The sequence below is a fragment of the Microcoleus sp. N9_A1 genome (genome assembly GCF_036701795.1).
Lineage (GTDB): Bacteria > Cyanobacteriota > Cyanobacteriia > Cyanobacteriales > Microcoleaceae > Microcoleus.
This window is the reverse complement of the sequence record NZ_JAUBRI010000108.1, coordinates 1-13,341: the sequence shown is the minus strand read 5'-3', so window position 1 is coordinate 13,341 and position 13,341 is coordinate 1. Positions and strand designations below refer to the sequence as shown.

At 43.2% G+C, this 13,341-nt stretch carries 11 protein-coding genes and 4 pseudogenes; 9 read left to right on the top strand and 6 right to left on the bottom strand.

Features of this window, described 5'->3' with window-relative positions; translation table 11 throughout:
* Positions 1-1,209: WD40 repeat domain-containing protein (locus QUA58_RS29045; protein WP_333397571.1), on the top strand; the 1,209-nt coding region annotated here is incomplete at its 5' end.
* On the opposite strand, the gene QUA58_RS29040 is transcribed toward QUA58_RS29045, so the two are convergent.
* Positions 1,184-1,597 (bottom strand): hypothetical protein, encoded by a 414-nt coding sequence (locus QUA58_RS29040; RefSeq protein ID WP_333397568.1) that lies wholly within the window; start codon positions 1,595-1,597, stop codon positions 1,184-1,186. The two genes, QUA58_RS29045 and QUA58_RS29040, sit on opposite strands and share 26 nt — an antisense overlap.
* A 14-nt stretch (positions 1,598-1,611) precedes the next feature.
* Here QUA58_RS29040 and QUA58_RS29035 point away from each other — a divergent pair, with 14 nt between their 5' ends.
* Both QUA58_RS29035 and QUA58_RS29030 read left to right on the top strand, forming a co-directional pair.
* Complete coding sequence (locus QUA58_RS29035; protein WP_333397565.1) at positions 1,612-1,842, top strand: hypothetical protein; 231 nt, start codon at positions 1,612-1,614, stop codon at positions 1,840-1,842.
* A complete protein-coding gene (locus QUA58_RS29030; protein ID WP_333397563.1) occupies positions 1,839-2,186 on the top strand; it encodes a type II toxin-antitoxin system PemK/MazF family toxin in 348 nt (115 codons plus the stop codon). Before QUA58_RS29035 ends, QUA58_RS29030 begins: the two co-directional genes overlap by 4 nt.
* Before the next feature lie 555 nt (positions 2,187-2,741).
* On the opposite strand, the gene QUA58_RS29025 is transcribed toward QUA58_RS29030, so the two are convergent.
* On the bottom strand, positions 2,742-3,656 hold the full coding sequence (locus tag QUA58_RS29025; protein WP_333397561.1) for a M23 family metallopeptidase: 915 nt from the start codon (positions 3,654-3,656) through the stop codon (positions 2,742-2,744).
* 317 nt (positions 3,657-3,973) lie between these two features.
* On the opposite strand from QUA58_RS29025, the gene QUA58_RS29020 reads away from it, so the two are divergent.
* A complete protein-coding gene (locus QUA58_RS29020) occupies positions 3,974-5,194 on the top strand; it encodes an HhoA/HhoB/HtrA family serine endopeptidase (protein ID WP_333397559.1) in 1,221 nt (406 codons plus the stop codon).
* A 306-nt stretch (positions 5,195-5,500) separates the two neighbouring features.
* Here QUA58_RS29020 and QUA58_RS29015 read toward each other — a convergent pair whose 3' ends face one another.
* The 3 genes and pseudogenes from QUA58_RS29015 to QUA58_RS29005 form a co-directional block, all read right to left on the bottom strand.
* The gene (locus tag QUA58_RS29015; RefSeq protein WP_333397558.1) at positions 5,501-5,848 is read right to left on the bottom strand and encodes a DUF760 domain-containing protein; all 348 of its coding nucleotides are present in this window, start codon (positions 5,846-5,848) and stop codon (positions 5,501-5,503) included.
* A gap of 42 nt (positions 5,849-5,890) precedes the next feature.
* Positions 5,891-6,406, bottom strand: a complete 516-nt coding sequence (scpB, locus tag QUA58_RS29010; protein ID WP_006635908.1) for an SMC-Scp complex subunit ScpB — start codon at positions 6,404-6,406, stop codon at positions 5,891-5,893.
* A gap of 312 nt (positions 6,407-6,718) precedes the next feature.
* Positions 6,719-7,580: pseudogene (locus QUA58_RS29005) on the bottom strand (transposase); the annotation flags it as partial.
* A 243-nt stretch (positions 7,581-7,823) separates the two neighbouring features.
* Here QUA58_RS29005 and QUA58_RS29000 point away from each other — a divergent pair.
* A pseudogene (locus QUA58_RS29000) lies at positions 7,824-8,781 on the top strand (IS630 family transposase).
* Positions 8,782-8,790: 9 nt separating this feature from the next.
* Here QUA58_RS29000 and QUA58_RS28995 read toward each other — a convergent pair.
* Positions 8,791-9,355: pseudogene (locus QUA58_RS28995) on the bottom strand (transposase); the annotation flags it as partial.
* 264 nt (positions 9,356-9,619) lie between these two features.
* Here QUA58_RS28995 and QUA58_RS28990 point away from each other — a divergent pair.
* From QUA58_RS28990 to QUA58_RS28975, 4 genes and pseudogenes are all read left to right on the top strand, one after another.
* Positions 9,620-9,763: a hypothetical protein gene (locus QUA58_RS28990; protein WP_333397557.1), complete on the top strand. Its 144-nt coding sequence runs from the start codon at positions 9,620-9,622 to the stop codon at positions 9,761-9,763.
* A 519-nt stretch (positions 9,764-10,282) separates the two neighbouring features.
* Positions 10,283-11,530: an ISL3 family transposase gene (locus QUA58_RS28985; protein ID WP_333397555.1), complete on the top strand. Its 1,248-nt coding sequence runs from the start codon at positions 10,283-10,285 to the stop codon at positions 11,528-11,530.
* 6 nt (positions 11,531-11,536) lie between these two features.
* Positions 11,537-11,929 (top strand): IS66 family transposase, encoded by a 393-nt coding sequence (locus QUA58_RS28980; RefSeq protein ID WP_333397552.1) that lies wholly within the window; start codon positions 11,537-11,539, stop codon positions 11,927-11,929.
* Between the two features lie 109 nt (positions 11,930-12,038).
* Positions 12,039-13,114: pseudogene (locus QUA58_RS28975) on the top strand (IS5 family transposase); the annotation flags it as partial.
* Positions 13,115-13,341: the final 227 nt, after the last annotated feature.

Genomic DNA, 13,341 nt, shown 5'->3' with positions numbered 1-13,341 from the left:
TGGGACACCGAGACAGGCTCGGAACTCAAAACTCTCACCTGTCATAGTGGGTCGGTATATGCAGTGGCGATCGCACCCGACGGTAAAACAGCGATTGTAGCTTCACAGGATAGTACCCTGAAAATCTGGGACACCGAGACAGGCTCGGAACTCAAAACTCTCACCTGTCATAGTGGGTCGGTATATGCAGTGGCGATCGCACCAGACGGCAAAACAGCGATTTCCGCTTCATACGATTGTACCCTGAAAATCTGGGACACCGAGACAGGCTCGGAACTCAAAACTCTCACCGGTCATACTGGCGATGTAAATGCAGTGGCGATCGCACCAGACGGCAAAACAGCGATTTCCGCTTCCAATTATGACACACTGAAAATCTGGGACACCGAGACAGGCTCGGAACTCAAAACTCTCACCTGTCATAGTGGCTCGGTAAATGTAGTGGCGATCGCACCCGACGGCAAAACAGCGATTTCCGCTTCATGGGATAAAATCCTGAAAATCTGGGACACCGAGACAGGCTCGGAACTCAAAACTCTCACCGGTCATACTGGCGATGTAAATGCAGTGGCGATTGCACCAGACGGCAAAACAGCGATTTCCGCTTCCAATGATCACACACTGAAAATCTGGGACACCGAGACAGGCTCGGAACTCAAAACTCTCACCGGTCATACTGGCGATGTAAATGCAGTGGCGATCGCACCAGACGGCAAAACCGCGATTTCCGCTTCAAAGGATAAAACCCTGAAAATCTGGGACACCGAGACAGGCTCGGAACTCAAAACTCTCACCTGTCATAATGACTGGGTAAATGCAGTGGCGATCGCACCCGACGGAAAAACAGCGATTTCTGCTTCATGGAATAGTATCCCTTCAGGGAATAGTATCCCTTCATGGAATAGTACCCTGAAAATCTGGGATACCGAAACAGGCACCGAACTTAGAACCATCACCTGTCATAGTGGCTCGGTATATGCAGTGGCGATCGCACCAAACGGAAAAACAGCGATTTCCGTTTTATGGGATAACACCCTTAAAATCTGGGATTTGCTTAGCGGTAAAGAGCTCGCTAGTTTCAGCGGAGAGTATGGATTTAAGTGCTGTGCGATCGCCCCTGATGGAGTGACAGTTGTAGCGGGCGATGATTCGGGCCGGGTGCATTTCCTGCGATTGGAGGGAGTTAAACAGTTGACAGTTGACAGTTGACAGCAAGGTTTTTGTCCACATCTGTGGGTTGTAGGGAAGTATTTCGGAAAAAACCCGGTTTCTGGGGCCCCGCGATCGGGTTTTTGGGTGGATGGGCGATCGGGTTTTTGGGTTGATGGGCGATCGGGTTTTGGGTGGATGGGCGATCGGGTTTTTGGTTGATGGGGGCGATCGAATTTGAGAGAAATGTGCGATCGGGTTTTTGGGTTGATTGGGGCGATCGAATTTGAGAGAAATGTGCGATCGAATTTTTGTGGATGGGCGATCGAATTTGAGAGAAATGTGCGATCAAGTTTTTTGTGGATGTGCGATCGGATTTTTGGGTTGATGGGCGATCGGGTTTTTTGTTGATTGGGGCGATCGGGCTATAATACAGAAAACTTGACAACAAATATAACTGTCATGAGAGAGTTAATCCAACAAGAATTAGAAAAGTTCGATCGAGAACAACTCCAACAAGTATTTGAATTTATAGCCTTCCTGAAATTCCGTGCCAGATTAGTGAGTATTCCTGCGCTCGATGAAACTAACTTAGCTGAACTCTACAGCGAATTTGCCGAAGAAGACCGACAACTTGCGGAACTCGGAATCAGCGAATATTCAGAACTCCTCAAACATGAGGATTTGGCATGACAATCAGACGAGGTGAAATCTGGATTGCAAACCTCGATCCCACACAAGGTTCCGAACAAGCAGGCGTGCGTCCCACAATTATTTTTCAAAACGATACAATTTCGAGATACACAACTACTGTTATCAGTATTCCTCTCACCACAAATCTGCGCCGTGCATCTCTTCCTTCCTGTGTTTTGATTCCCGGCGGTGAGGGAGGATTGACTCAAGATTCAGTGGCATTATGCCATCAACTGCGAGTTTTGGATAAAACAAGATTGCGAAATAAAATTGGTGAAGTGAATCTAGAGATACTGGTACAATTAGAAAATATCATATTATTTACCTTGGGTTACTTGCCTTAAAAAGAGCGAGCAATTTTTATTTTTCAGAGATAGTATTTGGATCGACTTTTAGGGAAAGGGGCGATCGGTTTTTGTGGATGGGCGATCGGGTTTTTTTGGATTGATGGGGGCGATCGAATTTGATTTGTTAGTCCGTTAGTTAGTCCGCGCCAGGGGCTAGTTGGTTCGTTGCCGAGTCCGCCAGGGGTTGAAACCCCCGGCGGGCTGTGTCACAAAGCAGACAAATTTTCAGTCGGTTTCAGGCCGATCGAATTTGAGAGAAATGTGCGATCGGGCAATAAGTTGTTCACCAATAAGTGATTAATGGAAACCCGATTAGTGCGATCGTTACTTGTTTCTCGGATTCTATCAGGTTCAAAAAGATTGTGAGTAAAATAAACGGGGTTTGCGTCAGTTGTTTTTGTAAGCGAGGCTGGTAAAATGTTGGTAACATATTTTTTGGAATAGGCAATCGTGTAATAATTATGCTGCCTATCTTTTTTAACCACAACACAGCTCAATCCTTACCCCGTCTGGATTTAGGCGGGTTGTCACCCACCCAGCACACTAACAATCCTATTTTTTAATAGTCGCTTGCAAATAAAGCAGCGGGTCTTCAGCAACCCAACCCAAACCGGAATTGTACCGAACTTCAAAATGCAAATGAGATGGCGGAATGTCCCGTTTTCCCGTCATCCCGACAGTTCCCAAAACTTCTCCAGACTGCACTTTTTGACCTACTTTTACCACAATATCTTTCAAATGAGCGTAGCGGGTTTGCTTCCCCGCTTGATGGTTCACCACCACTAAATTCCCGTAATCCCCCTGCGGCCCGGCAAAGGCGACAGTCCCCTCGCCCGCCGCCAAAACCTGCGTACCCTCCGACGCCAAAAAATCTACGCCACTGTGGAAAAAAAATTCGCGCCGCGCCGGATGCAATTGCCGCCCGTAACGCAAAGCTTCCACTGCTGGGGCGGGCAGCGGAAATCCTTGCACCGATGGCGTTGCATCGGGATTGATAGAAAACCCGATCGACCTATTCACCGCAGGCACAAACACCGTTTTCCCCAAAGGCCTGCACCCATTCGCCTCAAATAGCAAATCTGCGCCCACTTTATAAGCTTCTGCCAGTTTTTGCCAATTCCAGCCCGCAGGCACTTCTACCTCGATGCCACTGTACGGAGGAATGACGATCGCACTTCCAGCAGATACTTCACCGCCCCGCAACGTCGGATTTATCCCGATCAGCGCCGCAGGAATCACATTGTACTGTCGCGCAATGCTTTCTATTGTTTCGCCCTGGGCCACAGTGTGGCGGCGCAACCGAGACATCGCCGGACTCGGGCAATCGCGGGCGGGATCGGGGTTTTCTACAGGTGTACCGGAAGGAAGATTTGCCGGTGGGATCTCGGTATTTGCCACCGTTTTCCCAACGGGTGCGATCGACCAAATTAGTGCAGAAATCAGCGGAAATAAGCGTTTAAACCTCATTATCTATATAAAAAAGTATTCATTGGGGACAGTTGACAATTTTTAAATCCTGTGAAGCTTCATATTTACAAGCTCTAGCCACCCCCCAGACTGTAAATCCCAGGCTAAGCCAAGTTAGGATGAGAATTATTAGTTTGAGTGAGTCGCTCTTGGCAAATCCGGCAAAATTGCCTGTGATGCCCATCAGCGCCTGCCTGTTAACAGCTATGTTCTTGAGGAAGCGGTACGCCCCGCCCCGCTTCCTTCCCGTCGCCAAGACAAAAATGCTTGATTGCGAACGTGTCTGCGGGGATGAGGTATCTAGCGGGAGTTATTAAATGAGTTTATCTTTTAAGCAAACGACCCTTTATGTGACTTTGCTGTCAATCGGCGGAGGTATGGGATGGTTGGGGAATCGCTATCTGCAAGGCTCAAACAATCTGGAAACCGGATTGGTTTTGCCAGTAGTGCGCCAGCAAATCCCCCCCTATCCCTCTCCTCCAGTTCTGGAAAATCGGGCGGTCGATCGCAGCAATCCCAATTTTATTGCTGAAGCAGCCGAAAAAGTCGGCCCGGCTGTAGTGCGGATTGACGCATCGAGCAAGGTGGCGAATCAAGTCCCCGAAGCATTCAAAAATCCTTTGTTTCGTCGGTTTTTTGGGGAGAATTTGCCGCAGCCGGAAGAACGAACCAAGAGAGGTACGGGTTCCGGGTTTATTCTCACTTCTGACGGCCGCATCGTTACTAATGCTCACGTTGTCTCCGGGACGGATACTGTCAAGGTGACGCTCAAAGACGGCCGCGAGTTTGAGGGTAAGGTGCAGGGAGTCGATCCGCTGACGGATGTCGCTGTGGTTAAGATTAATGCTAAGGAACTGCCGCAGGTGGCTTTGGGTCGATCGGACAATATTGTACCGGGACAGTGGGCGATCGCGATCGGCAATCCTTTGGGTCTCGACAATACCGTGACTGTGGGCATTATCAGCGCTACGGGTCGATCAAGTTCCCAAGTCGGCATCCCCGACAAGCGAGTCCGCTTCATCCAAACCGACGCCGCCATCAACCCCGGCAATTCTGGCGGGCCGCTACTCAATGACCAAGGTGAAGTAATTGGCATCAATACCGCTATCCGCGCGGACGCTCAGGGCTTGGGATTTGCAATTCCGATCGAAACCGCCAAACGAGTTGCCGATCAGCTATTCGCCAAAGGTAAAGCCGAACATCCCTATCTCGGCATTCAAATGGTCAGCTTGACTGCCGCTACCAAGGCAGAACTCAACAAACAGCTCGATAATAATAAAATTACCCTCGATCAAGGCGTAGCCGTGACGCGAGTCGTGGAAAATTCCCCCGCCCAAAAAGCCGACTTGCGCGCCGGAGATGTCATTCAAAAAGTTGACGGAATTGCGGTTAACACTCCCGGGGACGTGCAAGAACGGGTGGAAAACACTGTTGTGGGCAAAGAACTCGAACTGGAAATTAACCGTTTGGGTCAAGTTCAGAATATTAAAGTACGTCCGGGTGCTTTTCCCCTATCGGGTAGCGCAGCCGGTGGGTAATACCATTTTCGAGGTTCGATTAAAGAATGGGGAATGACTTACTGCATAAGGATTTCGATCTTACCTACAGTTGCATTCTTTTGTGACACTGGTATTTATTTGCAAACGGTGGAGGATGAAAGATAAATCTGATGCTTTATAGTCTTGGACGCAGCAACCGGGGTTTTTTACCAAAATCCTCGGTGTAGGGCGAGGGATACCCGGTTAACAGCCCGGTTTCTTAATTCCCTGTGCCTCCAGGATTCAGGATTATGGATTTTTCTGAACAACTTTCATCTTTCTGGCTTCCCCAACCCGTTGATCTTTTTACTTGTCTTTGGGCGAGTTTGTTTGAATCGAGCTGGTGCTTGCTAAATTTTCTTCTAGGTGCATCCTCTGCTCCATTTGCCTCAAAAAATAGCCTGTCATCATCGCTGAAGCTAGCAAACCTGCTAAGTTTTCGCGGTCAGTGGTAATTTCGACGTTAAAATTTTCTGAAGGCAAAACGCCGACAAGTCCTTGAACGTTATGAGAGATTATTTCTCTGATGTCGGGGCTGACGGACTTGGCGACTAGGGCTAGAACCTCCGGGGATTGGTGTTGGAGGTACTTCAGCAGTGGATTGACTGCGGTTTGTTGGGCATTGGATGTGTCAAAGTCAGGGTGAAAAACCATTTGGCGATTCTTAATTTCTGGCTGGTTACATTCTACTTCAAACTACTCGTCATTGCTTGGGTACAAATTTGCCTGAAAGTCAATTTGCAATTGTTTTGGGAGTTGGTCTACTTGAAAGTACCGATGAAATTTCTCGGTAACTTGTAACCAATACGACCGCCCCTCAGCCGGCCGCCGTTTGCGGACGAAACCCATTTCTACAAGTTCCTGCACTTGTTGGTAAGCTCCTGAACCTCGCAAGTTAACTAAATCTGGCTGAGCGATGCCGCCTTTGAGGGCGATCGCCGCTAGCGTCCGCAAAGCTCCAACACCTAATTCTGGAGGTATTAAAGTTTGCATTAAACTGGCAAACTCTTCTCTGAGTTGCAGGCTGTATCCTGTGGGGGTTTCGACGACTTCTAATGCACTGTCGCGGTGGGACGAGTCAGACATGAGTTCGATGATGGCGTCTTCGGCTTCGGCTCGATCGCACTTGGCAATCTCGGCAATTTCTGCTATTGAGACCGGCTGACCTTTTAAGTAAAGTATGGCTTCTATTGTTGTGGCTAAGCGAGTCATTTGGGAATTAGTAACGAGGAATTGGGACGTTGAAAGAAGAAGGAAGAAGCAAGAAAGAAGAAGGACTCAGGAAAACAACAGTTATCCGTATTTCCGTAACTTCCGTGTCGTGAATAATGAGAGTTAGTAATAAACATTCCCCTTACACAAATTATTAATAGTGTAGGTTAGGTTGAGGAACAAAACCAAAACTTTCAATTTTCTTTTTTTATATCAGTCCGAGACGCAGAAATATATAGGGCTTGCTGAAAAACTCAGAAAACAGCATTTAGAAAGATGAGTGAATTCGCGATCGTCTTAGCAAGATAAGTTTTATTCAAGCTTTTTTGGCAAAACATAGTTTTTACCAATCATTAAAGGCAGAAAACCTGAAAACAGGTGTTTGTTCTGAAATAGACAGAAAAAAAGCCAAAAAGCCTGCCGTAGCAGGGCGGAAAGATTCATCACCACAAAAGTTATGGCGATGGTCGTTTGAGAAGTATTATCAAGTTTGGCCATGACTCTACCAAGGCTGAATCTTCTTTTAGCTTCTCCAAATTTTTCCTCAATCAAGTTACGAATTATCTCGTCTGATTGAGCTTGTTTCTTCCTTGATTTACTAATATTTTTTGGTGGTCTTTCTAGAGGGACACCACTCATTCTTATCCCTCTTTCTTTGCACAAAACTCTATTTTTTTTCGTTCGATATATGCGATCGACCTGAATTGATTTAGGGTAAAATCCCGTGTATCTTTTGAATTCTTCTACTTGTATTTTTAAGTCTAAAGATTCGTTGAGATTATCCCAACTAATTCTGTCTAAAAACACGTAGCCGTTACGACCAATCGCTGACAGTTTTGCCCCAAATTCCACGGATTTCCCGGCTTTTCCTCTGACGATGGGGCGAATATGTGGTTGTGTTAAACTTACCCAAGCTGTCCTGAATACTCTGTTCTTTCTTTTCATACATCGATAACTCTTGACGGTATACTTCTGTGGCTACGAGCAGCTTTTTATAATCAGATTTACTCAGCAACTGTAGCTGACCTATTTCATCGATGTGAGCCAAATTTCTTTTGATATATTGGAGTTGTTTTTAATCCCTTTTCTTCGTACTTTTCTTGATGGTTTCCGGTTTTTGGCTACTCCACCGGTATTCTTTTCTGGCTGTGTTTCGATAGGTTTTTGGTTTTTTTTACGGGTGACTGAATTTGAGTGTGTAGAGCATCTATAGCCTTTCTCACAAAGATGAGGTATCATGTTACTGACACTCATGAGGGTCAAACAGAGAAGACACGAACGAGCGACTGAACTAGAATTACATGGTTACGCACAAGCCACGGGAAAGCGATAGCACACATAATAACATTTTTCTGACAGCACGAAGAAGTTGACTCACAAAAAGTAAACTTGTACTCCTCTTCATACATTGTTAAAAATGAAAACTTATTCGATTGATTTTAGGCAAAAAATCCTTGATACTTATCATGCTGAACCCATTTCACAAAAAGCAATAGCTAAGCGTTTTTCGGTAGCCCTGAGCTTTGTACAAAAATTGCTTAAACAGTATCGTGAAACAAAAAACATTGCTCCCTGAACTGACCGATGTGGAGCCAAAGGCAAACTTAATGCGGAGCAATTACTCATTTTGGCGGAATTGATTGAAGAAAATAATGATGCAACCCTTGAAGAACTCCGTCCCAAACTTTATGGGAAAATTGGATTTTCCGTGAGTAGAGCAACAATAGGAAGAATGATAAAACTCTTAGACATAACTTTCAAAAAAAAAACTCTCTTCCCTTCAGGTAAAGGAACTGAGCGAGTTCAAATCCTGCGATGTGAGTTTTGGGAAACAATTAAAAATATTAGTTTTAAAGACTTAATATTCATTGATGAATCTGGAGTTAATTTGGCAATGGTTAGGTTATATGCTAGAGCTTTAAAAGGTGAAAGAGCCAAGGGGCCAAGACCAACTTGCGCGTGGCAAAAATGTGTCAATAATTGGAGCAATGTCAGTTAATGAAATCTTAACATCCGTTAATCTAATAGGTGGAACTGATGCAATTACATTTGAAGCTTTTATTATCAGAAAACTTGTGCCAAAACTATGGAAAGGTGCTTGTGTAGTGATGGACAATTGTTCTATTCACATGGGAGAAGAAGTGAAAAAAGCGATCAAAAAAAAAGGGGCAAAATTAATATACTTATCACCTTATTCACCAGATTTTTCACCAATTGAAAATCTGTGGTCAAAACTTAAAATTATTCTCCGTTCTAGGAAGACTACTAATTATCAAGAATTAGGAAAAGCCATTGAGTTTGCGTTCGAGCAAGTTACATCAGAAAATATTTTTAACTGGTTTACACACTGCTGTTATTGTACCTCATCTTTGTGAGAAAGGCTATATGATTTTTTCGGTATGTTCTCTTGCTTGATTTAATAGTCCTAAGTCTGTCGGATATTTAATGTCGGCTGGCGCGCAGGTTGCGTCTAATATTAATCTTCCTTGATTTTTAGGCTCATTTATTTCTGATGATTTTTTTTCGACTTCCTCTCCTGGCAGTTCTGTCTGCTCTTTGACCATTTTTTCATTGATTTTATTGACGAGATTGACACCTATTCTCTGCCTAAAATGAACGAACATAGATGAGTCGAATGGTGCTTGACTACTATAGGTTGTTATGCCTATAAAGTATTGTAGGTATGGGTTTTCCCTTATTTGTTCGCCCTGTTTCGCGATCGCTAGTTCCTAATCTTTCTTTAATTATTAATGCTCCCAATGCCATCCGAAAAGATTTAGCTGGAGCTCCCATATCTACGGATAAATTTAGAGCATATTCTACTTCAAATTCTGACCACGGAATTAGTTTTGCCATGATTACCCAACGATTATCATCTGACAATTGCCCCTCGAAGGGGAGGTCAAAGTTGGATGGCTCTTTTGGGGTTGGGTCAACTTTTCGGTACATTACGAAAGTGATGGTGTGATCGGCTTTTGACTCATTTGAGCTGCGAGTCTTACACATTATCAGCGCCTAAACGAGCCAAAGTCTTTTGATGTAAGGGTTTTAGGCTTATTCAGCAAGCCCTATATAACGTTTCTGGCTCTCCTGAGTTTATGGTATAAAATAGATCAACCAATACAGATGACGGGGTTATGACCGATTTATGGTAAAAAAAGGTAATTGCTCAACCCCCTTGACAAGAAGACGAGATAGACATTAGATAAAGGAATGGAAAAACTCCCCGACTTAAAGCAACTATCGAACGAGGCAAAAGAAGCCTTGATAGTAGAGCTATGGCAAGAAATCCAAAAACTCAGCGCAACATTAGCCACCTACGAACCTTGCGCCAGAGCCATCTCCCAAAAAAACTAGCAAAAATTCCAGCACTCCGCTGTCCAAAGGATTCAAGCCCAACATCAAGCCAGCGAAAATTGAGGGGATAAAAAGACAAAGAAGCCTACGAATAGTAGGAGGGAGAAGAGAACTACACCCTCATCCCGACCAAACAATCATCGCTCAACTGAAAAATTGTCCTCAGTGTGGAGAGAAAGTCACCGCCACCGCCCAGAAGTTACAATCCGTCTACGAAAAAATCGAACTACCCCCAATTCGCCCGATCATCACTCGAATCGAACGTTATGGTGGTCGGTGTGCCTGCTGTCAGACCGAGTATGTTGCACCTGTACCATTGGGAATGGAACCAGGCTCACCGTTTGGCAGTTCAATTCAGGTTCTTCATTACTTACTATGCTAAATCAATAGCTAAATAAGTAAAAAAAATTGAATAAATATGTCAAAATGTAAATCAAGTCCTTGTCCAGGTTGATATTTGGGCTAGTTTAATTGTTAATCATAAATAGTCACAATAGTTTTTGAGAGCGAATTACAGTCATGACCACAAAAAAGGGTACTAAAGTTCTAACAGAGCTCCTGAATATACAAGGAATTAAAGTAACTCAAATGAGTCAACAACCAGGAATTGGAATAATATTACAGGTGGAGTCAACCGAGCGAGAAAGTCATTGTCATCATTGCGGGACAAAAAGTAATAGATTACATCAAAATCATCGATATGTAGTAAAAGATTTATCGTGGGGAGAGCAGCCAGTATTTTTAGAAATAAACAGGCGACAGTTTAAATGTAAAAAATGTGGCAAACCATTTAGCGAAAAATTAGACTTTGTGAACAACCGAAGAACTTATACAAAACGACTAGCAAATAGCACAATCAAATCATTATTGTCAAGTGATATTCACAGTGTAGCAAAACAAGGAGTAGTGACAACAGAAGAAATAGAAAGAATGTTGTCAGATGCTTCAGAAGAATTATCGTCAAGACCATCAACTTTAAAAAAACTAGGAATTGATGAAATAGCTTTAAGAAAAAGCCAAGGAAATTACTGTGCCGTATTAATAGACTTAGAAACATCTAAATTAATTACAATTGTCAAAGGCAGAACACAAGCTGAAATCGAGCCAGTCCTTAAATCATGGGGTTCAGAGGTTTTAGAAAAAATAGGAGAAGTAAGTATAGATTTGTGGAAAGGTTACAAAACCCTAGTACAAAAATTTATGCCAAATGCTCAAGTAGTAGCGGATAGATTTCATGTAATGGTACAAGTAAACAATGAGTTAGACACACAAAGAAAGCGTGAAAGAAGGCAAGTAATAGATTCTATCAAAAAATCGAAGTCGCCCAAAAAAATAGCAAAATATCAAGAAATATTAGAGGGAATAAATGACAGCAAATATTCGTTACTAAAGAATGAAACGAGTTTAAAGGAAAAGCAAAAGCTCAAATTAACGTCAGTTCAAAAAGTGTGTCCTGCCCTCGCAGAAATGCATAAATTAAAAGAAAAATTCCGAAAAATATTTGAAAAAATAAAAAATAATTGGTTCAGGGGATTGTTGAGAATTGGGAGCTGGCAGAAAAGAGCCAAACAATATTTTCCTGAAAGTGTGAAGACTATTACCAATTGGCTTGATGAGATAATTGCTTACTTTGATCATAGAACAACAAGTGGTGTTGTTGAGGGTATCAACAACAAGCTCAAGTTAATAAAACGTTCTGCGTATGGTTTTAGGAATTTTGAAAATTACAAAAATAGATGTTTACTTACTTGGCATTTTAATTGTTAGTTTAGCATGCCAAGTAAGGAAGAGCCTCAATTCAAAGCTCGCGTCACATATCTCCGTTACACTCATGCCATTAGCTACGAACGGCTATCGTCCATATTGGCATCGGTTTTTGGACTCAAGATTTCCGAAGGAGCAATCGCAAACCTGTTGGCAAAAGTTAAAATCAGTTTAGACGATCAAGTAAGTCAAATACTGCAACGGTTGCGGCGGGCAAAATTAATTTGTTCAGATGAAACGAGTGCCAGAGTTAACGGACAGAACCAATGGGAGTGGGTGTTTCAGAACCAGGATGTTTGTTTACACGTAATCCGTCCGAGTAGAGGAACAGGGGTAATAAACGAAGTTCTCGCAGAACATCGTCCCGATATCTGGGTGTCAGACTTATTTAGGGCTTGCTGAATAATCGCTCGCATATTGCGTCGTGAAAGGTTTCGAGTACGCGATCGAGAATAAAGTGCAAAATAAACAGGTAAAATAGGTCAAAACCCGTGCATCACCCAGTGCGAAAGTGTACAGAAAAGCTGAGCTTGCTCCCGCCTCACCCTCCGACTTTGAACTCCCCTCATCTGGAAGGTTGTCACTAGATAACCGTTGGGTAAAAATGGCCCAAGTAATCCCGTGGTCAGAATTTGAAGCAGAATATGCTAAAAATTTCCCCACAGAAATGGGGGCACCAGCCAAATCCTTTCGGATGGCGTTGGGAGCATTAATTATCAAAGATAAACTGGGAATCAGCTCCGAGTGAAACTGTCGAACAGATCCGTGAAAACCCCTATCTACAATACTTTATCGGTCAATCAAGCTACAGTAACGAGCTGCCATTTGATCCATCACTATTAGTTCACTTTCGACGGGCGTATTAGTCCCAACCTAATTAATAAAGTGAACGAACGAATGATCGAAAAAATGCGCGAAATCACCCCTGCAAAAACAAAAAAAAAGGATTCGGACAAAAATGAGTCATCCCATCGCGGAAAATTAATCATAGATGCGACCTGCGCCCCAGCCGATATTACCTATCCGACCGACTTAGGACTATTAAACAAAGCCAGAGTCCATACAGAAAAAATTATAGACATCCTGTATAAACAGATCAAAGATAAAACCAATAAAAAACCAAGAACCTACCGTAATCTAGCAAGAAAAGACTACTTAGCAGTAGCCAAACAAAGACGGCCCACCCGAAAAAAAAGAAGACAGGCAATGAAAAAACAACTTCAATATATCAAAAGAAACCTAGCTCATATTGAACAGCTAATTGAGTCAGGCGCGACCCTAGAAAGTCTGAACAAAAAGCAATATAAAACCTTGCTAGTCCTCACAGAAGTTTATCGCCAACAGCAATGGTTATTTGACAATAACAAACAGAGCATAGAAGATAGAATAGTAAGTTTAAGTCAACCCCACATCCGCCATATAGTCAGAGGAAAAGCCGGGAAAAGCGTATAGTTTGGAGCTAAACTATCAGCGAGCTGTTTTGAAGGATATGTATTTTTAGACCGGACGAGCTGGGATAATTTTAACGAATCAGGAGACTTAAAAGCACAAGTAGAAGCATATCGTAGGTTCACGGGGTATTATCCCAGGGGGAACACATCTTATTGAACACTGTTCATCAGTGATGAGTATATTTTAAGAGAAATTCACCATTATTAGAACCTTATAAACACACTTTGTAATGACTTTTAAGAGAAAAGAGGAACTGATTAATGGTGGTTTTTACTTACGGCAATTTTTGAGACAATAAAAAGCTTACAACCACTGTTTACAAGTTGTATAATAGTTAGCAATGAGTTGTTCGTGAGAATTTA

Excerpts from the sequence above, each read along its gene's own strand:
- QUA58_RS29035 (WP_333397565.1), top strand. The coding sequence starts at position 1,612 with ATGAGAGAGTTAATCCAACAAGAATTAGAAAAGTTCGATCGAGAACAA.
- QUA58_RS29030 (WP_333397563.1), top strand. The coding sequence starts at position 1,839 with ATGACAATCAGACGAGGTGAAATCTGGATTGCAAACCTCGATCCCACA.
- QUA58_RS29025 (WP_333397561.1), bottom strand. The coding sequence starts at position 3,656 with ATGAGGTTTAAACGCTTATTTCCGCTGATTTCTGCACTAATTTGGTCG.
- QUA58_RS29020 (WP_333397559.1), top strand. The coding sequence starts at position 3,974 with ATGAGTTTATCTTTTAAGCAAACGACCCTTTATGTGACTTTGCTGTCA.
- QUA58_RS29015 (WP_333397558.1), bottom strand. The coding sequence starts at position 5,848 with ATGGTTTTTCACCCTGACTTTGACACATCCAATGCCCAACAAACCGCA.
- scpB (WP_006635908.1), bottom strand. The coding sequence starts at position 6,406 with ATGACTCGCTTAGCCACAACAATAGAAGCCATACTTTACTTAAAAGGT.
- QUA58_RS28990 (WP_333397557.1), top strand. The coding sequence starts at position 9,620 with ATGGAAAAACTCCCCGACTTAAAGCAACTATCGAACGAGGCAAAAGAA.
- QUA58_RS28985 (WP_333397555.1), top strand. The coding sequence starts at position 10,283 with ATGACCACAAAAAAGGGTACTAAAGTTCTAACAGAGCTCCTGAATATA.
- QUA58_RS28980 (WP_333397552.1), top strand. The coding sequence starts at position 11,537 with ATGCCAAGTAAGGAAGAGCCTCAATTCAAAGCTCGCGTCACATATCTC.